Annotated in this window: 22 protein-coding genes; 14 read left to right on the top strand and 8 right to left on the bottom strand. The window is 71.6% G+C overall.

Translation table 11 applies throughout. The features are described from left to right. Nucleotides 1-100: 100 nt before the first annotated feature. On the top strand, nucleotides 101-607 hold the full coding sequence (locus OG462_RS19085; protein WP_406059089.1) for a GNAT family N-acetyltransferase: 507 nt from the start codon (nucleotides 101-103) through the stop codon (nucleotides 605-607). Between the two features lie 57 nt (nucleotides 608-664). Here the strand turns inward: OG462_RS19085 and OG462_RS19080 are convergent, their stop codons facing one another. Then, nucleotides 665-4,000, bottom strand: coding sequence for a S41 family peptidase (locus OG462_RS19080; RefSeq protein ID WP_406059087.1), 3,336 nt, complete (start codon nucleotides 3,998-4,000; stop codon nucleotides 665-667). 172 nt (nucleotides 4,001-4,172) lie between these two features. Here OG462_RS19080 and OG462_RS19075 point away from each other — a divergent pair, with 172 nt between their 5' ends. Together OG462_RS19075 and OG462_RS19070 are read left to right on the top strand one after the other, a co-directional pair. Beyond that, on the top strand, nucleotides 4,173-4,745 hold the full coding sequence (locus OG462_RS19075) for a TetR/AcrR family transcriptional regulator (RefSeq protein ID WP_406059085.1): 573 nt from the start codon (nucleotides 4,173-4,175) through the stop codon (nucleotides 4,743-4,745). Between the two features lie 105 nt (nucleotides 4,746-4,850). Then, nucleotides 4,851-7,064, top strand: coding sequence for an MMPL family transporter (locus tag OG462_RS19070; protein ID WP_406059083.1), 2,214 nt, complete (start codon nucleotides 4,851-4,853; stop codon nucleotides 7,062-7,064). Nucleotides 7,065-7,091: 27 nt separating this feature from the next. Here OG462_RS19070 and OG462_RS19065 read toward each other — a convergent pair whose 3' ends face one another. Next, nucleotides 7,092-7,490: an SsgA family sporulation/cell division regulator gene (locus OG462_RS19065; protein ID WP_406059082.1), complete on the bottom strand. Its 399-nt coding sequence runs from the start codon at nucleotides 7,488-7,490 to the stop codon at nucleotides 7,092-7,094. Nucleotides 7,491-7,625: 135 nt separating this feature from the next. Between OG462_RS19065 and OG462_RS19060 the strand changes: the two genes are divergently transcribed. The 6 genes from OG462_RS19060 (at nucleotide 7,626) to OG462_RS19035 (ending at nucleotide 13,221) form a co-directional block, all read left to right on the top strand. After that, a complete protein-coding gene (locus OG462_RS19060; protein ID WP_406059080.1) occupies nucleotides 7,626-8,678 on the top strand; it encodes an energy-coupling factor ABC transporter permease in 1,053 nt (350 codons plus the stop codon). A gap of 1 nt (nucleotide 8,679) precedes the next feature. Beyond that, nucleotides 8,680-9,441 carry a cobalt ECF transporter T component CbiQ gene (gene cbiQ, locus OG462_RS19055; RefSeq protein ID WP_406059079.1) on the top strand — a complete coding sequence of 254 codons (762 nt, stop codon included), beginning with the start codon at nucleotides 8,680-8,682 and terminating at the stop codon, nucleotides 9,439-9,441. Beyond that, a complete protein-coding gene (locus tag OG462_RS19050) occupies nucleotides 9,438-10,184 on the top strand; it encodes an energy-coupling factor ABC transporter ATP-binding protein (RefSeq protein ID WP_406059077.1) in 747 nt (248 codons plus the stop codon). The genes cbiQ and OG462_RS19050 overlap by 4 nt, the downstream gene beginning before the upstream one ends. A gap of 124 nt (nucleotides 10,185-10,308) precedes the next feature. Further along, a complete protein-coding gene (locus OG462_RS19045) occupies nucleotides 10,309-11,484 on the top strand; it encodes a serine hydrolase domain-containing protein (protein WP_406059076.1) in 1,176 nt (391 codons plus the stop codon). A gap of 132 nt (nucleotides 11,485-11,616) precedes the next feature. Continuing rightward, entirely contained in the window at nucleotides 11,617-12,693 is a 1,077-nt protein-coding gene (locus tag OG462_RS19040; RefSeq protein WP_406059074.1) for a helix-turn-helix domain-containing protein, read from the top strand. Nucleotides 12,694-12,717: 24 nt separating this feature from the next. Next, the gene (locus tag OG462_RS19035) at nucleotides 12,718-13,221 is read left to right on the top strand and encodes a YbaK/EbsC family protein (protein WP_406059073.1); all 504 of its coding nucleotides are present in this window, start codon (nucleotides 12,718-12,720) and stop codon (nucleotides 13,219-13,221) included. A gap of 16 nt (nucleotides 13,222-13,237) precedes the next feature. On the opposite strand, the gene OG462_RS19030 is transcribed toward OG462_RS19035, so the two are convergent. Both OG462_RS19030 and OG462_RS19025 read right to left on the bottom strand, forming a co-directional pair. After that, on the bottom strand, nucleotides 13,238-13,855 hold the full coding sequence (locus tag OG462_RS19030) for a LysE family translocator (protein WP_406059072.1): 618 nt from the start codon (nucleotides 13,853-13,855) through the stop codon (nucleotides 13,238-13,240). Nucleotides 13,856-13,993: 138 nt separating this feature from the next. Continuing rightward, a complete protein-coding gene (locus OG462_RS19025) occupies nucleotides 13,994-14,731 on the bottom strand; it encodes a 2OG-Fe dioxygenase family protein (RefSeq protein ID WP_406059071.1) in 738 nt (245 codons plus the stop codon). 196 nt (nucleotides 14,732-14,927) lie between these two features. On the opposite strand from OG462_RS19025, the gene OG462_RS19020 reads away from it, so the two are divergent. The 3 genes from OG462_RS19020 to OG462_RS19010 are packed head-to-tail and all read left to right on the top strand — an operon-like array spanning nucleotide 14,928 to nucleotide 16,703. After that, nucleotides 14,928-15,710 carry an SDR family NAD(P)-dependent oxidoreductase gene (locus OG462_RS19020; RefSeq protein ID WP_406059069.1) on the top strand — a complete coding sequence of 261 codons (783 nt, stop codon included), beginning with the start codon at nucleotides 14,928-14,930 and terminating at the stop codon, nucleotides 15,708-15,710. Nucleotides 15,711-15,745: 35 nt separating this feature from the next. Then, nucleotides 15,746-16,261: an HAD domain-containing protein gene (locus OG462_RS19015; protein ID WP_406059067.1), complete on the top strand. Its 516-nt coding sequence runs from the start codon at nucleotides 15,746-15,748 to the stop codon at nucleotides 16,259-16,261. A 43-nt stretch (nucleotides 16,262-16,304) separates the two neighbouring features. Continuing rightward, nucleotides 16,305-16,703: a DUF6086 family protein gene (locus OG462_RS19010; RefSeq protein ID WP_406059065.1), complete on the top strand. Its 399-nt coding sequence runs from the start codon at nucleotides 16,305-16,307 to the stop codon at nucleotides 16,701-16,703. Nucleotides 16,704-16,717: 14 nt separating this feature from the next. Here OG462_RS19010 and OG462_RS19005 read toward each other — a convergent pair whose 3' ends face one another. Both OG462_RS19005 and OG462_RS19000 read right to left on the bottom strand, forming a co-directional pair. Further along, nucleotides 16,718-17,368 carry a YdcF family protein gene (locus OG462_RS19005; RefSeq protein WP_406059063.1) on the bottom strand — a complete coding sequence of 217 codons (651 nt, stop codon included), beginning with the start codon at nucleotides 17,366-17,368 and terminating at the stop codon, nucleotides 16,718-16,720. Further along, nucleotides 17,365-18,153, bottom strand: coding sequence for a GntR family transcriptional regulator (locus OG462_RS19000; RefSeq protein WP_406059061.1), 789 nt, complete (start codon nucleotides 18,151-18,153; stop codon nucleotides 17,365-17,367). Before OG462_RS19000 ends, OG462_RS19005 begins: the two co-directional genes overlap by 4 nt. Before the next feature lie 494 nt (nucleotides 18,154-18,647). Between OG462_RS19000 and OG462_RS18995 the strand changes: the two genes are divergently transcribed. Together OG462_RS18995 and OG462_RS18990 are read left to right on the top strand one after the other, a co-directional pair. Next, a complete protein-coding gene (locus tag OG462_RS18995) occupies nucleotides 18,648-19,073 on the top strand; it encodes an ATP-binding protein (protein WP_406059059.1) in 426 nt (141 codons plus the stop codon). Further along, nucleotides 19,070-19,333, top strand: a complete 264-nt coding sequence (locus OG462_RS18990) for a hypothetical protein (RefSeq protein ID WP_406059058.1) — start codon at nucleotides 19,070-19,072, stop codon at nucleotides 19,331-19,333. The genes OG462_RS18995 and OG462_RS18990 overlap by 4 nt, the downstream gene beginning before the upstream one ends. A gap of 42 nt (nucleotides 19,334-19,375) precedes the next feature. Here the strand turns inward: OG462_RS18990 and OG462_RS18985 are convergent, their stop codons facing one another. Both OG462_RS18985 and OG462_RS18980 read right to left on the bottom strand, forming a co-directional pair. Next, nucleotides 19,376-20,227 (bottom strand): EamA family transporter, encoded by an 852-nt coding sequence (locus OG462_RS18985; RefSeq protein ID WP_406059056.1) that lies wholly within the window; start codon nucleotides 20,225-20,227, stop codon nucleotides 19,376-19,378. Beyond that, complete coding sequence (locus tag OG462_RS18980) at nucleotides 20,224-20,718, bottom strand: YbaK/EbsC family protein (RefSeq protein WP_406059055.1); 495 nt, start codon at nucleotides 20,716-20,718, stop codon at nucleotides 20,224-20,226. The genes OG462_RS18985 and OG462_RS18980 overlap by 4 nt, the downstream gene beginning before the upstream one ends. Nucleotides 20,719-20,752 lie beyond the last annotated feature (34 nt).

Genomic DNA, 20,752 nt, shown 5'->3' with positions numbered 1-20,752 from the left:
CGCACCCGGGACACCGGGTGCGCCTTCGCGCGTGCCCGCCGGCGGATCTTGGCTCGTAAGTCACGCGCGCGCGTCGCCGGATCTTCGTACGGTGGCGCCCATGGCCGTACTTGAGCGCTTGCGATCCGATCACGCCCCCGCCCTGCTCGCCTTCGAGCGCGAGAACCGGGGGTACTTCGCCGCGTCCGTGCCCGACCGGGGGGACGCGTACTTCACCGATTTCGAGGAGCGGCACCAGGCGCTGCTCGACGAGCAGGAGACCGGGGAGATCCACTTCCACGTGCTGGTGGGGGAGGACGGCGAGATACTCGGGCGGTTCAACCTCGTCGACGTCGTCGACGGGGCCGCCGAGCTGGGGTACCGGGTGGCCGAGAAGGCGACCGGGCGGGGCGTGGCGACGGCCGGGGTCCGGGAGGTGTGCCGGCTGGCGCGCGAGGAGTACGGGCTGAGCCGGCTGACCGCCGTCACGACCCTCGACAACGACGGGTCGAGGGCCGTGCTGGGGCGGGTCGGCTTCGGCGCGGTCGGGAGCGTGACGCTCGACGGGCAGCCGGGGACCTCGTACGAGCTGGATCTGGGCGATGCCGTGGGGCGGAACGCCGCCTGAGGGAGGCGCGGGCGGCGGTTCCGGAGGGTCCCGGGCCGCCGCCGCGCCTGTGGGCGACTAGCCGTCCCCCTCCGACCTCGGCGGCAGCTTCGGGCGGGAGCGGTCCGGGAGGCCCTCGTAGCCCGGGGGGCTCGCCGCCGGGGTCTCCGCGAGGAGCGCGAGGGCGACCTCGACCGCGTCGTCGAGCTGGGCGTGCCGGCCCTCCGCCCAGTCGAGCGGGGTGCGCAGGACCGCGAGGTCCGGTTCGACGCCGTGGTTCTCCAGGGACCAGCCGTACTCGGGGAACCAGGCCGCGTTCATCGGGACCGTGATCTGGGTGCCGTCGCCGAGCCGGTGGCGGCCGGTCATGCCGACGACTCCGCCCCAGGTGCGCTGCCCGACGACCGGCCCGAGGCCGAGGAGCTTGAACGCGGCGGTGATCATGTCGCCGTCGGAGGACGTGGCCTCGTCGGCCAGGGCGACGACCGGGCCGCGCGGGGCGTTGGAGGCGTACGCGACGGGCTGGGCGTTGCGCGTGAGGTCCCAGCCGATGATCTTGCGGGTGAGTTTCTCTATGACGAGCTCGCTGATGTTGCCGCCGGCGTTGCCGCGTACGTCGACGATGAGGGCCGGCCGGGAGACCTCCATGCGCAGGTCGCGGTTGAACTGGGCCCAGCCCGAGCCGCCCATGTCGGGGATGTGGAGGTAGCCGCAGCGGCCGCCGCTGATCTCCCGTACCACCGCCCGGCGTTTGGCGACCCAGTCCTGGTAGCGCAGCGGGCGTTCGTCGACCAGCGGGACGACGGCGACGCGGCGGGCCCGGCCCTCGCCCTCGGCGGGGGTGAAGGTGAGTTCGACGGTGGTGCCGCCGGTGCCGGAGAGCAGCGGGTAAGGGCCGGTGACCGGGTCCACGGGCCGGCCGTCGACATGGGTGAGGACGGCGCCCTCGCGGATGCCCGTACCGGCGAGCGGGGAGCGGGCCTTGGAGTCGGAGGACTCGCCGGGCAGGATGCGCTTCACGGTCCAGCCGGCCTCGCGGGGAACGAGGTTCGCGCCGAGGAGGCCCATCGGCCGCTGGTAGTGCGGTGGTCCCTCGTTGCGGCGGGCGGGGGTGACGTACGCGTGGGAGGTGCCCAGTTCGCCGAGGACCTCGCGGAGCAGGTCGGCGAACTCGTCGGGGGAGGAGACCCGTTCGACGAGCGGCCGGTACTGGTCGAGGACGGCCGTCCAGTCGACCCCGCCCATGCCGGGCTCCCAGAAGTAGGCGCGGACGATCCGTCCCGCTTCGTCGAAGGCCTGCCGCCACTCGGCGCCCGGGTCGACCTCGTGGAGGATGCGCCGCAGGTCGAGGTAGACGGTGGAGTCGCTGTCCCCGGACTCGGTGGCGGGCACGGCCCGCAGGTCGCCCTCGTCGGCGACGACGAGCCGGGTGCCGTCGCCGCTGACCGCGAACCAGTCGAGGTCCTTGGCGAGTTCGCTCTTGCGGGCCTTCGTGATGGAGAAGTACTCCAGGGTGGGGCGGCCCGAGGTGTCGGCCGGGTTGGCGAAGGTCTCGCCGAGCGCGCCCGAGATGGGCCAGCGCAGCCACACCAGGCCGCCGCCGCTGACCGGGTGCAGGGCGGAGTACTTGGAGGCGGTGACGGGGAAGGGCGTGACCCGCTCGGGGAGCCCCTCGATCTCGACGGTGACCGTGCCGTCGGCCGTCTCCGTGTCGTCGTCGGCGGGGTCGAGACCGCCGGCCGCCGGCCGCCCGTCGGGGAGCAGCGCGAAGGGGGAGGGCGTGGCGGAGGACAGCGGTACGAGATAGGGGCGGCAGCCGAGCGGGAAGGACAGGTCGCCGGTGTGCACGTCGTAGACCGGGTCGAAGCCCCGCCAGGAGAGGAAGGCGAGGTAGCGGCCGTCCCGGGTGAAGACGGGGTTCTCGTCCTCGAAGCGCCCGTTGGTGACGTCGATGACGGTCCGGGCGCCGGGGCCGGAGATCCGGGCCATCTTGATCGAGCGCAGGGAGCGGCCGATGCCCGGATGCGACCAGGTGAGCCAGCCGCCGTCGGGGGAGAAGGCGAGGTCGCGGACGGGTCCGTTGACGGACCGGATGAGTTCGGTGACCTCGCCGTTGGAGTCCTCCGTCGCGTCGAGGAGGAGGAGCCGGCCGTCGTGGGAGGCGATGGCGAGCCGCTCGCCGGCCGGGTCGGCGATGAGTTCCTCGACCCGGCCGAGATCGCCCGAGGCGAGGCGGCGCGGCGGCCGGTCGCCGCTGGCGCGCGGCAGATAGGCGACCTCGACGGCGTCCTCGCCGTCGGCGTCGGTGACGTACGCGACCTGCCCGCCGCTGCCCAGCATCTCGGGCAGTCTGACCCGTACGCCCGGGGTGTCGATGATCGTGCGGGCCGGGCCGTCGCGGTGGGTCAGCCAGTAGAGGCTGCCGCGCACGGAGACGGCGCTGGCCCGGCCGGTCTCGTCGACGGAGACGGCGTCGACGTGATGGGCGGCGGGCACCTGGTACGAGCGCCGGCCGACCCGCTGGCCGCCGAGCCGCACCTCCAGTTTCCGGGGGCGGGAGTCGGGGGTGAGCGCGTCGACGATCCACAGCTCGCCGGCGCACTGGTAGACGACCCGGCGCCCGTCGCTGGAGGCGTGCCGGGCGTAGAACTCGTCGTGGTCGGTGTGCCGGAGCAGGTCGGTGCCGTCGGGCAGGCAGGAGTAGAGGTTGCCGACGCCCTCGTGGTCGGAGAGGAAGGCGACCCGGCCGTCGACGGCCATGGGGCAGTCGAGATGCCCGCCGAGGTCGGGCAGCAGCCGCTCGCCGTGCAGCCAGAGGCGTCCGGTGGCGCCGCCGAGGTAGCGCTTCCAGGCGGCCGGCTCGTGCGGCGGCTTCCCGGTGAGGAGGAGGGTGCGGCGCTCACCCTCGGGCGGGCGGCGCTCCCCCTCGCCCGCGCCGCCGTACACGCCGCCGTGCTCGGTGACGGCGATGTCGGAGACCGGGCCCCAGGGCAGGCGGCTGCCGGGGGAGCCGTCGGTGTGGACGGTGTAGGCCCAGGAGTAGTACGAGAAGGGCTGCCCGTGCGAGGAGACGGCGAGGATGTCGGAGCGGCCGTCCTTGTCGGGGGGTGTCCAGCCGCAGACGCGGGTGTCGGTGGAGCCCCAGTAGGTGAGCCGCTGGGCGGACCCGCCTTCGATGGGGACGAGATGGATCTCTGGGTCGAGGCTGCGCCAGTTCGTGTACGCGATCTGCCGGCCGTCCGGCGAGAAACGCGGGTGGCCGACCCGCGTCCGGTCGACGGTGAGCCGCCAGGCCCGGCCGGGGCGGTGGCCGCCGGGGACGAGCGGGGCGATCCACAGATCGTCCTCGGCGGCGAAGCACAGCAGGTCGTCGTGGAGGTGCGGGAATCGGAGATACGCGACGTCGTCACTCACCTCCTTATGCTTTCCGCGCGAAGGGGGTGCGGCAACTCGTACGTGTTTGCGGGCGTCTTCGTGGCTGTGGAGTCGATGTGGCCCAGGACACGTACGAAACGGTTTCGTTTCGATGGGGGCGGGGGTATCTTCGTACTGTACGAAACCGTTTCGTTCGGTCCGGAGGTTCGACATGGCCCGCAGCAGGCTCACCCCAGAGCGTGAGTCCGAGCTGTACGGAGCCGTGCTCGACCTCCTCCGCGAGGTCGGCTACGACGCCCTCACCATGGACGCCGTCGCCGCCCGCACCCACTCCAGCAAGGCCACCCTCTACCGCCAGTGGGGGAGCAAGCCCGAACTGGTCGCCAGGGCGCTGCGCGCCAACAAGCCGGCCGATCTCTCCGAGATCGACACCGGCTCGCTGCGCGGCGACTTCAACGAACTGATGGCGCGGACCGACGACTGCCAGATGGAGAAGGACTCCGCGCTGATGCGGGGCCTGGCCCATGCCGTCCACACCAACCCCGAACTGCACCGGGCGCTGCGCGAGCTGCTCATCGAACCCGAGATGAACGGCCTCGACGAAGTACTGCGCCGAGCGGTCCGCAGGGGCGAGGTCGACGCCGACAACCCGGCGCTGAAGCTCATCCCGCACATGCTGATCGGTGCGTTCATCGCCCGGCCTCTGATCGACGATCAGCCGGTCGACAGCGCGTTCCTCAGTGCGTACGTCAACGCCGTCGTGCTCCCCTCACTCGGCGTCTGACCCCAGCAGTACCCGCTCCACCCTTCTCCACCTGACGTCGAACCGCTCACGCCGTCGGGCCGGCTCCCCATGCCCTGTCCCACCACGAAATGGGAGTACGCCCCCGTGGCCACGTTCCTGTACAAGCTGGGCCGTTCCGCCTTCCGGCGCCGACGGCTCGTCGCCCTCCTCTGGGTGGCCCTCCTGGCGGTCGCCGGGATCGGCGCCGCCACCGCACCCGCGCCGACCTCCGGCTCCTTCTCGATCCCCGGCACCGAGGCCCAGCGCGCCTTCGACCTGCTCGAAGAGCGCTTCCCGGGCGCCGGCGCCGACGGGGCCACCGCCCGCGTCGTCTTCAAGGCCCCCGAGGGCCAGAAGATGACCGACCCGGCGCACAAGGCCGTCGTCGAGGAGACCGTCGCCGCGCTGAAGTCCGGCTCGGACCAGATCGTCTCGGTCACCGACCCGTACACCGCGCAGGCCGTGTCCCAGAACGGCTCCACCGCCTACGTCTCCGTCGCCTACAAGGTCAACGCGATGGAGCTGACCGACGAGACGCGCGAGGCGCTCACCCAGGCCGGCCACAACGCGCAGGGCAAGGGGCTGACCGTCGAGGTCGGCGGTGACGCCCTCCAGACCATGCCCGAGACCGGCTCGGGCGAGATCGTCGGCGTCGTCATCGCCGGCATCGTCCTCGTCCTGACCTTCGGCTCGCTCGTCGCCGCCGGACTTCCGCTGCTCACGGCGATCATCGGCGTCGGCATCGGCGTCTCGTCGATCGCCGCGCTCGCGAACGTCCTCGACCTCGGCTCCACCACCTCCACCCTCGCGATGATGATCGGCCTCGCGGTCGGCATCGACTACGCCCTCTTCATCGTCTCCCGCTACCGCGCGGAGCTGGCCGACGGCCGCGACAAGGAGGACGCCGCGGGCCGCGCCGTCGGCACGGCGGGCTCCGCCGTCGTCTTCGCCGGACTCACCGTCGTCATCGCCCTGGTCGGCCTGGCCGTCGTCAACATCCCGATGCTGACGAAGATGGGCTTCGCCGCCGCCGGCACGGTCGTCATCGCCGTACTGATCGCACTGACCCTGATCCCGGCGCTGCTCGGCTTCGCGGGCGACAAGGTCGTCGGGCGCAAGCAGCGCAAGGCCGCGAAGGCCGCGAAGGCCGGCGATGCCGCCTCGGCGAGCGCCAAGAAGGCCGACAAGCCGAACGGCGGCACCCGCTGGGCCCGCTTCGTCATCCGCCGCCCCGTGATGGTGCTGCTGATCGGCGTCCTCGGCCTCGGCGCGATCGCGCTGCCCGCCGCCTCCCTGGAGATGGGCCTCCCGGACGACGGCGTCAAGCCGACCTCCACCACCGAGCGCCGGGCGTACGACACGCTCTCGGACGGCTTCGGCCCCGGCTTCAACGGCCCGCTGCTGGTCGTCGTCGACGGCGACAAGGCGACCGCCGACAGGACGGTCTCCACGATCAAGGGCCTCGAAGGCTGGGCCGCCGTCACCCCGGCGACCCCGAACAAGGCCGGCGACGCCGCGATGATCACGGTGGTCCCGAAGGACCGCCCGTCCTCGGAGGCCACCGAGAGCCTCGTCCACGACATCCGGAACGCCACCGGCGACGACGTGCTCGTCACCGGTGCCACCGCGATGAACATCGACTTCTCGCAGAAGATGAACGACGCCCTGGTGCCGTACCTGGCCCTCGTCGTCGGCCTGGCCTTCCTGCTCCTGACCCTGGTGTTCCGCTCGATCCTCGTCCCCCTGAAGGCGGCCCTCGGCTTCCTGCTCTCGGTGGTCGCGGCCCTCGGCGCGGTCGTCGCGGTCTTCCAGTGGGGCTGGCTCGGAAGCCTCTTCGGGGTCGAGCAGACCGGCCCGATCATGTCGATGATGCCGATCTTCATGGTGGGTGTCGTCTTCGGTCTCGCGATGGACTACGAGGTCTTCCTCGTCACCCGCATGCGTGAGGCGTACGTCCACGGGGAGCGGCCCGGCGAGGCGATCGTGACCGGCTTCCGGCACAGCGCCCGGGTGGTCACCGCCGCCGCGGTGATCATGATCGCGGTCTTCTCCGGCTTCATCGGCATGACCGACCAGATGATCAAGATGATCGGCTTCGGCCTGGCCGTCGCGGTCCTCTTCGACGCCTTCGTGGTCCGGATGGCGATCGTCCCGGCCGTCCTCGCACTGCTCGGCCACAAGGCCTGGTGGCTGCCGAAGTGGCTGGACCGGATCCTGCCGAACGTGGACGTGGAGGGCGAGGGTCTCGCCAAGGCCTCGCCCGCGGGCGAGGCCGACGGCGGGGCCTCCGGCTCGAAGCCGGACCTCGTGAAGGTCTGATCCCGAAGTCGCCCGGCGCGTACGCCGTCAGCTCGTCGTCAACGACGTGCCGGCGGCGTACGTGTGTTTCAGGAAGCGGGTCAGCGCCGTCGTGTCGAACTGGACGACCGTGACCACCCCGTCGTCCTTGTGGAGCTCGACGACCGTCTGGACGCGGCCGCAGGGCCAGACTCCGATGTCGCCGCGGCGGGTCGGGGCCCGCAGGCCGGTCTCCAGGAGGACGCGGGGGAAGGACCACTCGATGTCGCCGGGGAAGACGAAGCGGACGGTCGCGGGGGAGAACTCGGGGTCGTAGCGGAGGTCGACGGGGACGGGGCGGGAGAGGGGGGCGTCGCTGATGATGCGTCCCCTGGCGTGGTCCTCGACCGCGCGGTCCGCTTCGTGGTCGGCTTCGTGGTCGGGTTCGCGATCGTCTGCGGCGGCCATCGGGGGCTCCTCACAGTTTGTCCTCTTATCGACTAATGTCCCACTCCTTCCCGGCGCGCGCACGAACCATGCGCCGCTTTTCTGTGACCTGTGCGCTCTTGCAAGGGCTTTGCAGGAGCGCTCATCATTCAGGACGTGCATGTACCTGACGGATTCATCAACGCCCCCGTATCGGTCGCCGCCGGTGTCGTCGCCGCCGGCGCCGTCGCCGTAAGTCTGCGTGGGGCACGGCGGGAGCTGGACGAGCGGACCGCTCCGCTCGCCGGGCTCGTCGCGGCCTTCATCTTCGCCGTCCAGATGCTGAACTTCCCGGTCGCGGCCGGGACCAGCGGACATCTCCTCGGCGGCGCGCTCGCGGCGATCCTCGTCGGGCCATGGACCGGCGTCCTGTGCATCGCCGTCGTCCTGCTCATGCAGGGCATCCTGTTCGCCGACGGCGGCCTCACCGCGCTCGGCGTGAACATCACGGTCATGGGTGTCGTCACGGTCGTCGTCGCCTACGCGCTCTTCCGCGGCCTCGTCCTGCTGCTGCCCCGCACCCGCGCCTCGGTGACCGCGGCCTCCTTCGTCGCCGCGCTCGTCTCCGTACCGGCCGCGGCCGCCGTCTTCACCCTCATCTACGCGGTCGGCGGCACCACCGACGTCCCGGTCTCCAAGGTCCTCACGGCCATGGTCGGCGTCCACACCCTCATCGGCATCGGCGAGGCCGTCATCACCATGCTGACCGTCGGCGCGGTCGTCGCCGTCCGCCCCGACCTGGTCTACGGCGCCCGCGGCCTGACCGCCCCGCTCAAGCTCCGGGTCGGCGGCGAGCTGGTCGACGCCGTCCCTGCCACCGAGCCCGCAGCCGCCCCCGCCCGCTCTCCGAAGAAGCTGTGGATCGGCGGTCTCGTCACCGCGCTCGTCCTCGCCGGCTTCGTCTCCTTCTACGCCTCCGCCAGCCCCGACGGCCTGGAGAAGGTCGCCGCCGACAAGGGCATCGACAGCAAGGTCGAGGACCACGCGGCCGCCGACTCCCCGCTCGCCGACTACGGCGTCAGGGGCATCGAGACCGCCCGCCTCTCCGGCGGCCTGGCCGGCACGATCGGCGTGGGCGCGACCCTCGCCGTCGGCACGGGCGCGTTCTGGGTCGTCCGCCGCCGCCGTGCGCACACGGAACCCCGTACGCACGCGGAAACGACGGTCTGAGATGGGAGCGGGGCACACCCACAAGCTCTACCGCCACGCGCACTCGCCGGTCCACGAGCTGCCCCCGCACACCAAGCTCGCCGCGGTCCTCGGCTTCGTCGTGGTCGTCGTCTCGACGCCCCGCGAGGCCGTCTGGGCCTTCGCCCTCTACGCCGTGCTCCTCGCGGTCGTGGCGGCGAAGGCCCGCGTCCCGGCCGGCTTCCTGCTGAAGCGGCTGCTCATCGAGGTGCCGTTCGTCGCGTTCGCGCTGCTCATGCCCTTCGTGGTGCCCGGCTCGCGATGCGAAGTCCTCGGGGTGTCGCTGAGCGTCCCCGGACTGTGGGGCGCCTGGAACGTCCTCGCCAAGGGCACCCTCGGCGTCGCCGCCTCCGTGCTCCTCGCCTCCACCACCGAGCTGCGCGCCCTGCTCCTCGGGCTCCAGCGGCTGAGGCTGCCCCCGCTGCTCGTCCAGATCGCCTCGTTCATGATCCGGTACGGCGACGTCATCACCGACGAGATGCGCCGGATGTCCGTCGCCCGCCGCTCGCGCGGCTTCGAGGCGCGGGGCGTCCGCCACTGGGGCGTCCTCGCCAAGTCTGCGGGCGCGCTCTTCATCCGCTCGTACGAGCGCGGGGAGCGGGTCCATCTCGCCATGGTCAGCCGTGGCTACACGGGCACGATGCCCGTCATCGACGAGGTGACCGCGACCCGCGCCCAGTGGACGTACGCGGCCGCGCTCCCGCTCACCGCACTTCTGATCTGCATCCTGGGATGGACCCTATGACCGCCGCCCCTTCGCTCGATGTGTCCGGCCTCGCGTACGCCTACCCCGACGGGCACCAGGCCCTCTTCGGGGTGGACCTGACCGTCGGGCGCGGCGAGCGGGTCGCCGTCCTCGGCCCCAACGGCGCCGGCAAGACCACCCTCGTCCTCCATCTCAACGGCATCCTCACCGGCGGCGCGGGCACGGTCACCGTCGCCGGGCTCCCGGTCGGGAAGAAGCACCTCGCCGAGATCAGGCGCAAGGTCGGCATCGTCTTCCAGGACCCCGACGACCAGCTGTTCATGCCGACCGTCCGCGAGGACGTGGCCTTCGGCCCGGCGGCGGCGGGCCTCCGGGGCGCCGAACTGGAGGCCGTCGTGCGGAAGGCCCTCGACCGCGTCGGCATGGCGGAGTACGCGGACCGGCCGCCGCACCATCTGTCGTTCGGGCAGCGCCGCCGGGTCGCCGTGGCCACCGTCCTCGCCATGGAGCCGGAGATCCTCGTCCTCGACGAGCCCTCGTCCAACCTGGACCCGGCCTCCCGCCGCGAGCTCGCCGACATCCTCCGCTCCCTCGACGTCACCGTCCTCATGGTCACCCACGACCTGCCGTACGCCCTGGAGCTCTGCCCGCGCGCGGTGATCCTCAGCGAGGGCGTCATCGCCGCCGACGGGCGGACCGGCGACATCCTCGCCGACGAGGAGCTGATGGCCAGGCACCGCCTGGAGCTGCCGTTCGGCTTCGTACCGCAGTCGGTGGCCTGAGGCCCCTGCCTCATCCCTGGCCTGAGGCCCCCACCTCATCCCTGGCCTGACGGCCCCGGAATCCGTCCTTCTCCGGCCGCGTTGCACCATGGAGGGTCGGAGCAACGAGTGAGGGAGTGGGGACGTGGACGTCCAGGGCACGGTGGCGGCGGGCTGGGAGCCGGTCAGGGACGCGTTCCTGCGCAACTTCGAGCAGCGTGGCGAGCGCGGGGCGGCCGTCGCCGTACACCGCGACGGCGTCAAGGTCGTCGACCTGTGGGCGGGCGTGAAGGATGCCGACGGGGAGGCCCCCTGGGCCGAGGACACCGCGCAGGTCGTCCGCTCGGCCACCAAGGGCGTCGCCGCGGCCGTACCCCTGCTCCTGCACCAGCGCGGCCTGCTCGACCTGGACGCCCCGGTCGCCGCGTACTGGCCCGAGTTCAAGGCGGCCGGCAAGGACCGCGTGACCGTACGGCAGCTGCTCGCGCACCGCGCCGGCGTCCCCGTCCTCGACCGGCCGCTGACCCTCGCCGAGGCCGTCGACCTGGAGACCGCGACCCGGGCGATAGCCGCCCAGGCCCCCGTCTGGGAGCCCGGCACCGCACACGGCTACCACGCCCACACCTTCAGCTGGCTGCTCTCCGGCCTGGTCCACCGGGTCACCGGCCGCACCATCGGCCGCTGGGTCGCCGAGGAGATCACCGACCCGCTCGGCCTCGACCTGTGGATCGGGCTCCCCGAGGCGGAGGCCCACCGGGTCGGCCGGCTCGGGCCCGTCGAGGAGATCGAACCGCCCGGCAGCGGCGCCCTCAAGCTCCGCCCCAGGCGCTCCGTCACCGAGGCGTACAAGGACCCGAGCTCCCTGACCCGGCGCGCCTTCGGGGTCATCGACCCCAAGCCCGACGAGAACGACCCGGTCTACCGGGCCGCCGAACTGCCCGGCTCGGCCGGGGTCGCGACCGCCCGCGCCCTCGCCCGCTTCTACGCGGCCACCCTGGGCCCCGTGGACGGCGCCGAGCGCCTCTTCACCCCCGACACCCGCACGCTCGCGCGGACCGAGGAGTCGGCGGGCGCGGACAAGGTGCTGCTGGTCGGGACCCGCTTCGGCCTCGGCCACATGCTGCACGGCCCGGCCTCCCCGCTCTTCGGCCCGTCCTCCTTCGGCCACCCGGGCCGCGGCGGCTCGCTCGGCTTCGCCGACCCCGACGCCGAGATCGCCTTCGGGTACGTCACGAACGGCATGCGCAAGACGGTGACGGCGGACCCGCGCGCGCAGTCGCTGGTGAGGGCGGTGCGGTCGGTGGTGGACGCGGCCCACTGAGCGGATCGAGCCGTCCCGGACCTGACATTCTGGCGTCCGGCGCGCGGATCGGTGATCACCCGGGAGTTACGGTGTGGCCGCTCCACCGTTCGGTGGACCAGGCGCACGGGGGCGCATGTGATCGAGATTCCGTTGACGACGTCCGAACGCGGGACCCATGCCGGCGCCCTTCGGATCGCCGACAGCCGACTGTGGGAGACGTTCGGCAGTATCGGGCTGCTGTCCTCGCACCGAGGGCTCGCGCCGTGGCCGTACACCAACTGGGGCAGGGCGGCCCGCCGTTCACTGTTACGGGCCGACGTGACCATCCCCGGGTGGCTCGTCCACCTCTACCGGGCCGGCGGCGGCACCCTGCCGTCGTTCCTCCTCCCCGTCCCGTCCTCGGCGAGGCAGGCCGACCTGGCGGAGGAGACCGCGTTGCTCCGCGCCGTGTCCCCGGCCCGGGTGCGCGAGGAGCTGGAGCGCTGGTTCCCGCAGGGCGTTCCCCCGGAGGTACGCCCGCTGTACGCGGATCCGGGGGCGCGGATCGCCGACCTGTGCGCCTTCCTCCCGCGCTACGTACGGGCCGCCCTGGCCCCGTACGAGGCCTCCCTGCGTGCGGTCACGGAGGACGACATCCTGCTCCGCGCCCGCGTGCTCGCCACCCAGGGCCCGGACCGCCTCCTCGGCACCCTGCACGGGGGCGTCTCGCGGCGCGGTGACGTCCTGCGGCTGCACGCCGGGCCGCCGGGCAGGATCGCGGCGAAGGCCGACGTCTCCCGCATCGTCCTCGTACCCCTGGTGTTCGGCCGGGGCGCGTCCCTCCTCAACTCCGCCCCGAACGGGGTGACCGCCGTGTCGTACCAGGCCGAGGGGGCCGCCGTGCTCGCCTGCGAGAGCCGGCCCGGCCCGCGGGCCGGCGGACGGGCCGACGGGCGGCCCGACGAACCCGCGCGCGGCGACCGGCTGGAGATCCTGCTCGGCCGCAGCCGGGCCGGCGTCGTCCGCGGCCTCGTCGCGCCGACCACGACCTCCGACCTGGCGGCGACGCTCGGACTCGCCCCGAGCACCGTCTCCGAACACCTCACGTCGCTGGTGGCCGCGGGGGTGGTGCGGCGGCGCCGGGCGGGCGTACGCGTGCTGTACGAACTGGACGGCTCCGGCGTCGCGTTGCTCAGGCACCTGGACAACAGGCGTAGGGTCGACGCGCCGTCATACGAAACCACTTGAAATGCCGCAACAAGGAGGAACCACATGACCGCCGACGCCGTGACCGGTATGGAGACGTACGAGAAGCTGCTCGCCCTGCTCGACGAGCGCGGGGCCGCCTACCGGGTGATCGAGCACGCCGCCGAGGGCGGCACCGAGGCGGTCAGTGCACTGCGGGGGCACACGCTCGCCGAGGCGGCCAAGTGCATCATCGCCATGGTGAAGATCGGCAAGAAGGAGAAGCGCTTCGCGCTGGTCGTCGTCCCCGGTGACCGGCGGATCGACCTGAACGCGGTGAAGGCGCTGTACGGCGGCACGTACGTCTCCTTCGCGTCCCCGGAGATCGCGGAGGAGCTCGCCGGTTCGCCGAGCGGCACGATCCTGCCGTTCGCCTTCGACGAGCGTCTCGAACTCCTCGTGGACCCGGACCTGTTGACGCACCAGGAGTTCTACTTCAACGCGGCGCGGCTCGACCGCTCGATCGCCCTGTCGGCGGAGGACTACAAGACGATCGCGGAGCCGCGCGTGGAGCGGGTCTCGACCGACTGAGCCCTCCGGTTCGGGATCACGCCATGGAGGGCGTCAGCGCGAGCACCATGCCCAGGCCGACGAGCACGGTCCCGATGACCTTGTTGAGCACGGTCTGCCGCTTCAACAGCCGGGACCGCAGGCTCTGGTTGGAGAAGAGGATCGCGGCGAGGGCGAACCAGACCAGGTGGGCGAAGGACATGAAGAGGCCGTAGCCGACCTGCTGGAAGACGGGGGTGTCGGCGCTGACGACCTGCGTGTACGTGCTCAGCACGAACAGCATGGTCTTCGGGTTGAGCGCGTTCGTCAGAAAGCCGGTGCGCAGCGCGCCGGCCTTCGAAAGGCCGCCGTCCTCCGAGAGGTCGATGTCCACCTGGGCCTTGGTGACGAACGTCTTGTAGCCGATGTACACGAGATAGGCGGCGCCGATGAGTTTCATCGCCGTGAAAAGCATCGGGGTCCGGGAGACCAGAAGTCCCACGCCCAGCATCGTGTAGGTGACGTGGACGAGAACGCCCAGGGCAATTCCGACGGCCGCGAGAACGCCGGCGGTCCGTCCGTACAGATAACTGTTGCGGACGGTCATCGCGAAATCCGCGCCCGGGCTGATGACAGCCAGAATGGTGATGACCGCCACGGCGATGAGCTGACCCATGTACCCGAATTCCCGCCTTCTCGCTCACGTACTCACTCAAGGGGCGAGCGGATGGGAGGGGTCACGCCCTCGCGGATGCGGCGCCCTTGAGGACGCCGCGCCGCAGAGGACCTCGTCCCCTCCCACCCGCACCTGACATCAGGGCTTGTGACGGTAGGTGATGACCAGCACGTCGCGCGAGGCCGGGGCGGCGGGATCGATCTGCTCGATCGGCGAGACGCCGTGGTAGACGCGCTCGTCGTTGACGAGGGCCAGGTCGAGCGGGTCGGTCAGCGAGAACTTCTCGACCGGCTGCTTGTCCAGGTTGAAGACGGTGCTCTCGCCGCCGGTGGCGTTCGAGCGGCCGATCATCGCCATCAGGACGAACGTGACACCGTCACGGTGCACGCCCTCCGGCGTGGGCAGGCCGACCTCCTCGCCGTTGACCTCGATACGGAACTGGTGGGCCTCGATGTGCCAGCCCGAGTACGGGGCGAGCCGGCCGAAGATGTCGCAGCCGAGGGTCAGCAGGCTGTCCATGGTGCGGCCGCGCAGGATCTGGTCCTCGAACGGCTCGTAGTGCCGGGCCACGCCACCGTTGAGGGTGTTGTAGTCGAGCCCCTGGTAGTGCGGCTGGTGCTCCTCGATGCGGTAGTCGACGCTCGCCCGCGGTGCGCTCAGCGTGGCGTGCCGACGACGGCGGTAGCGGCCGCCGTCCGCCATGTAGCTGTCGAGCGGCATCCGGGACCAGCTGTCGCGGAACGGCTCCAGGTCGTCGAGGGCGGTCTCGGACCGCTGGATCAGAAGCTGCTTCACCTGCTCGCCGGAGATCAGGTCGTAGCTCCGGGAGGAAAGGGACTCGGCTATTTCCTCGACGCCGGACTGGTACGAAGACATGGTTCTCCCCCTGCTGAAAGCGTGGTCGTCGGCGAAGTAGATCGTGGTATTCGCGCCAGGGGTGTGTCAAAGCCTTTCGGCCCTGGCCGAATTGCCGTAGCTGCGCTTTCTTCACACATATAGGAGGCGCCCATTGATGAACGGGATGTTACGCACGGCTGGCGCCGGGAGGGACCCGGATGCTGAGATCGGAGACATGGACCTGAGGGAACGCTTCGGCGGATACGCGGTACTCATCACGGGCGCGGCGCGCGGCATCGGCGCGGCGACGGCGCGACGGCTCGCGGCGGAGGGGGCGAAGGTCCTGGTCACGGACGTGGACGAGGTGGCGGCGCGGAGGACGGCGGGGGAGATCCCGGGCGCGGAGTACCGGTACTGCGACGTGAGCGACCAGTCCTCGGTGGACGGGGCGACGGCGTACGCCGTGCGGACCTTCGGAGGCCTGGACGTCCTGGTCAACAACGCCCTCGGTCCGGTGACGCCCGACCGGGACCGCTTCGAGGACGAGCCGGACGAGGTGTGGACCGGCCAGCACGACATCACGTTCATGGGCGCGGTCCGCTGCTCGCGGGCGGCGCTGCCGCACCTGGCGGCGGCCGGCGGGCGCGGGGCGATCGTGAACATCGGCTCGGTCAACGCCGAGACGGACTTCGGCAACCACGCCTACAGTGCGGCGAAGGCGGGCCTGGCGTCCCTGACCCGCACACTCGCGGGCGACGCGGCGCCGCGCGGGGTCCGGGTGAACCAGATCAACCCGGGCACGATCGCGACGACGGCGTGGGCGGGCAAGGACCACGAACTGAAGGCCCTGGCCGACCGGGTCTACCCCCTGTCCCGGGTGGGCACCCCGGAGGACGTGGCCGCGGCGGTCGCCTTCCTCGCCTCGCCGGACGCGTCCTGGATCACGGGCACGGTCCTCCGCGTGGACGGCGGCCTGCTCGCGGTGAACACCCACTTCGCGGAGGTGCTGGGGGACTGAGGGGGGGCGAGGGGTCCTGTCGATACGGTGCCGTCATGACCACCTCACCGCGGGGCCCGCTGCTCTTCCTGGATGTCGACGGAACGCTTCTGCCGTACGAGGGAGCGCAGCTGCCGTCGACTCTCGACGAGTGGGACCTGTGGCAGCGCCCGACCAACCCCCAACTGTCCAAGGTGGTACGGGAACATGGCCCGCGCTTGTCCGCCCTGCCCTGCGAACTGGTGTGGGCCACGGCGTGGATGCACGACGCCAACAAGGTGATGGCCCCCCTCCTGGGCCTGCCGGATCTCCCCGTCGCCCCTCTGCCGGAGGCCCCGGAGGGGGACGAGCCGGGCGTCCTCCACTGGAAGACGGAGGCCCTGGTGGAGCTGGCGGCCGGCCGCCCCTTCGTCTGGGTGGACGACGAGCTGGGCGACCTCGACCGCGCGTGGGTGTCGGCCCACCACAGGGGCGAATCCCTCCTCCACCGGGTGAACTCCACGACCGGCCTCACGACCATGGACCTCGCCACCGTCGACGCATGGCTCCTGCAACACTGGAGCACGCCGTGACCAACCGAACTCGGGCGTGCGGGGCACTGTGGGAGGACCCGCGATGAGCCAGTACTTCAAAGCCGGAGACAGATACCTCTGGAACCCGTCCAACGGGGCCGCCGTCATGTTCCAGCGCCAGGTCGCGCTTTACGAAGCGGAGCTGGATCTGCCGTCGGGCATCGAACCGATGCAGGACAACGACGAGGCACGGATCGACCTGGTGGTCTTCGAGACCTTCGTCAACGCTCTGGTGACGCGATACGCGGGCATGAACCACACCGTGATCCACGCCCTGTCCGAAGGCTTCGCCGCCATGGCGGTCGCCCTCGCGGCGCACGCCGGGATCAGGGTGGACTGGGCCCGGCCCGGCCCCACCCCGGGGACCCTGCCGGAAGGCGAAGCCTGGGCCGAGCGAGTGCGCGAGAAGGCCCGGGACCTGGACCGGTGCATGGACCGTTGACCGCCGCCGCGGACCTACAGGCCGACGAGACGACTCGTGAACCCCTGATCCCCGAGCCGCTCGTAGGCGGCGGCGACGGGTCCTGGGATCTCCTGCTCGACCATGAACCCGAGCCCGGGGTAGACGATCAGTCGCTGTACGGCCCCGACGAGCATGTCGAGGACGAGACGGGGGTCCCCGATCGAGTCCACGTACTCAGCGAGCGTCATGGCGGAGGACGCGCTGACGACCTCCACCTCCGGCCAGAGCCTGCGGGCGGTCGCGTACGCCCGGCGCTCCTCGTACGGCTTGCTGACGAGCAGTACGGACGAGACGCCGACGCCCCGCTCGGCGAGCAGCTCGCGCGAGAACCGGATGTTCTCCCCGGTGTTCCGAGCCCGTGGCTCGACGAACACCACCGCCTCGGGCACCCCCAACTCCAGTGCCCGATCCCGGTAGTGCTCCGCCTCGCCCCGGGGCATCCGCTCCCGCGTCGTACGGCTGGTGGCCCCCGTGAAGACGAGAAGCGGCACCAGCCCGCGCTGATACGCCCCGACGGCCACGTCGGCGACACCGAGATCATGACTCCCGAGCCCGATCCCCACGGAGCAGGGACGGGGCTCGTGGCGCATCTGCTGGAAGTCCCAGAGCAGTTGAGCATCGGACCAGGCCTGGGCCGAGATCACCGGGCGTCCTCCTGTGCGGCGTCGGGGACCTTGAAGTCGTACGTCCAGGTGAACCGTGTGGCCGAGTGGACGCCGATGGCGAACTCCACGACGGTGCCGTCTGCGGTGTACGCGGTCCGGTGCAGCTCTACAACCCATTCCCCTGGGGCCAGTTGTAGTTGTGCGGCTTCCTCGGGGGAGGGGACCCGAGCGCGTAGTTCCTCGCGCATGTGGTCGATCTCGTACCCCGCGTCGTAGAGCACGCGAAAGCCACCGCCACGTCCGGCAGGCCCGGGGGCCGGGTCGACGAGCCGCGTGCCCTCGACGTGCTCGGGACGGTAATAGCTGGTCAGCGTGTGCGTCGGCCGGCTGCCCTCTTTGACCAGGCGCGCTCTTGCGTAGACATCGACTCCCTCGGCCAGGCCGAGTGCGGAGGCGACGATCGCCGGCGCCGCCACGTGGCCGACCGTCTGGGTCTGCTCTCCGCGCTTGTATGCGCGAGCGGAAGCGACGCGGTCGGCGATGAACGCGACCTCGTCGCCGTCGCGCCACTTCGCTTTGTCGTACCGGGCGATGCCGAGCCGTTTCAGCGGAGGCTGCCGCCGAACGACGGTGCCGTGCCCTCGGGATGAGGTCACCAGGCCTGCGGCCTCCAGAGCCTTGTAGGCCGCGTGGACGGTGGACTTCGAGCCCTCACCCGCTTCCACGAGGTCCCGGATGTGCGGAAGCTGCTGGCCTTCGGAGTACTCGCCGCTCGTGATGCGCTCGGCCAGTTTGTCTGCCAGTTCCCGCCACTTCGGTGTCACGCCGGCTCCTTTCGACACTTCAGTCAAGCACAGTCTCGGGACTGTGGGTCACAGTTACTCATGGTGATCTCGCAGTCCTGGGACAGTGCCTTGTGGGATTGCGCGGAGGAGTGAACAAACCCCCGCGACCGAGTGACCGGTCCGGGGGCGTGGCCAACGCTTTAGAGGAGCGTCAACATGAGCAACCCTATCGTCCGACTTGTCGGTCTGGTCCTGCGGCTGTTACTGCCCCCGTCGGGGCGTCGGCGTCTGAGTGTGGCTATGCCCTTGCCTGTGCCGCTCATCCGCCCCTGCGCCGCACCGGTGACAACCATCCGCTGCCGTACCCGCGTTCCCCTCCTCCGAGGAGAGGGCAATCGACTCGTCCGCCCCTATCTCGACGCGCACGAAGCGGCCCGACAACGGAGCCGGGCGCAGCGGCAGCGGGCCCTGTGGCTGGCCGTGCACGGGGTCGACGCGGGGCCGCGCCTGATTCACGGCGTGGAGGTGGCCTGATGGAGTCCGTACCGACGAACCCACGGGACGACGACGCGGTCGTACTGCGCTGGGGGCAGGCCGCCAGGAGCGTGCCGCTGGCCCGGCGGGAGTTGCGCCGGACGTTGGAGCGGTGGGAGTGGGGTGCCGTCGAGGACGCCGCCGCGTTGGTGCTCTCGGAGCTGCTGACGAACGCCGTACGGCACGGCAGGGTGCCCGGTCGAGAGATCGAGACGCACTTCGCCAGAGTCGCGGGCGCCCTGCGGATCGAAGTGCACGATGCCTCGGAGAAGCGGCCGTTGATGGCTCTCCCGGTCGACGGTGCCGACGGCGGCTGGGGGCTCCCGCTGGTCGACACTCTCGCCGCGAAGTGGGGCATCGATGACCGGCGCGGGCCCGGCAAGCTCGTGTGGGCGGAGCTGGTCGTGGGCGGTGAGCTTTGGTGACGGGAACCCAGGGCCGGGCCGCACGCCGCCCCCGGCTCCGGGCGCTGCGTGAGGACCGGGCGGGGAGCGGGCCGATCACCGAGGCCGAGTGCACCACCTGCCTGGACGGTTCCGGCGCGGCGGACGACGGGCGAGGTCCCGCCGTCTGGTGCCTGGCCCATGCCCAGGCGACCGGTCACGCCGGCTTCCGCCGTATCCGCACGGACTTCTTCCGCGCCTTGTGCGACAGTCCGGGTGGAGCGGGAGCCGTCGGCTCCTGACAGGTGAACCGCCGCGTCTCCCGTGTACGGGGGTGTGGCGGCTCAACCCGCGTGCAGCATCAGTCCGATGCCCGCCACCATCAGGCCCGCCGCCGCGATCCTCGGGCCGCCGAAGCGTTCCTTGAAGAGGACGGCTCCGATGGCCGCGCCCACGATGATCGAGGACTCCCGGAGCGCCGCGATCGGGGCCAGAGGGGCCTTCGTCTGGGCCCAGAGGACCAGGCTGTACGCGGCCACCGACAGCACCGCGCCCAGGAGGCCCCGCCCCGCGTACGGGCGGAGTTGGGGGAGGAGGGCCGCCCGGCGGGTCCAGAGCGCGTACGCCGGGATCGCCACGCCCTCCAGGATCATCAGCCACGCGATGTAGCCGAGCGGGGTGCCCGAGGCGCGGACTCCGACGCCGTCCACCACCGTGTACAGGGCGATCGCCAGACCCGTCGCGCCCGCCGCGAGCAGCGCCGGCCACTGTGGCTGGGCCCCCTTGCCCCGGATGCCCCACACCGCCAGGCCCGTCAGGCCCGCGCACGCCACCGCGACGCCCAGCAGCTGCCAGCCGTCCGGTATCTCGTCCACGAACACCGCCGCCAGCGCCGTCACGGCCAGCGGGGCCGTACCGCGTGCGATCGGGTACATCTGACCGAAGTCGCCCAGCGAGAACGAGCGCATGAGCAGCGCCATGTAGCCCACGTGCAGCAGCGCCGACGCCACCAGGTACGGCCAGGCCTCCGCCGCCGGCAGCGGCACGAAGCAGGCCGTGGCCAGGCCGATCAGGGCGCCGCCGCCCGATATCAGCGTGAACGAGAGCAGTTGGTCCTTGATGTGGTGCGCGATCGCGTTCCAGCTCGCGTGCGTGACGGCGGCGATCAGGACGGCGAGGGTGACGAGCGGGGTCACGCCGAGGGCTCGCGGACGTCCACCAGGGTGCCGCCGGCGTGGGCGACCAGCGTCTTCGGGTCGAGGGCGAACACCGTGTGCGGGTTGCCCGCCGCCGCCCACACCAGCGCGTGGTCGAGCAGGCCCCGGTCCGCGAGGACCCGGGTCTCGGTGCGGTGCCCGAACGGCGGGACGCCCCCGATCGCGTACCCCGTGGTCTCCCGGACCACCCTCGCGTCCGCCCGGGTCACCTTCTCCGCGCCCAGTTCCTCCCGTACCCGCTCGACGTCCACCCGCGAGGCGCCGTCCATCAGCACGAGGACCGGCACCCCGTCGGCGGCGAAGATCAGCGACTTCACGATCTCCGACACCTCGCAGCCGATCGCCTCGGCGGCCTGCTGCGCGGTACGGGTCTCGTCCGGGAAGCGGCGGATCTCGACGTCGAGGCCCAGTTCGTGGAGTGCGGCGGCGAATTGGGGGTGGGCGAGGGACGTGATGTCGTCAGCGGTCATGGCCCGCACGCTAGCGGTCCGTGTACGGGGCACG

It is taken from the genome of Streptomyces sp. NBC_01077 (assembly GCF_045162855.1).
Lineage (GTDB): Bacteria > Actinomycetota > Actinomycetes > Streptomycetales > Streptomycetaceae > Streptomyces.
Note: the sequence above shows the minus strand (reverse complement) of the source record. Positions and strands in the feature narration are given on the sequence as shown.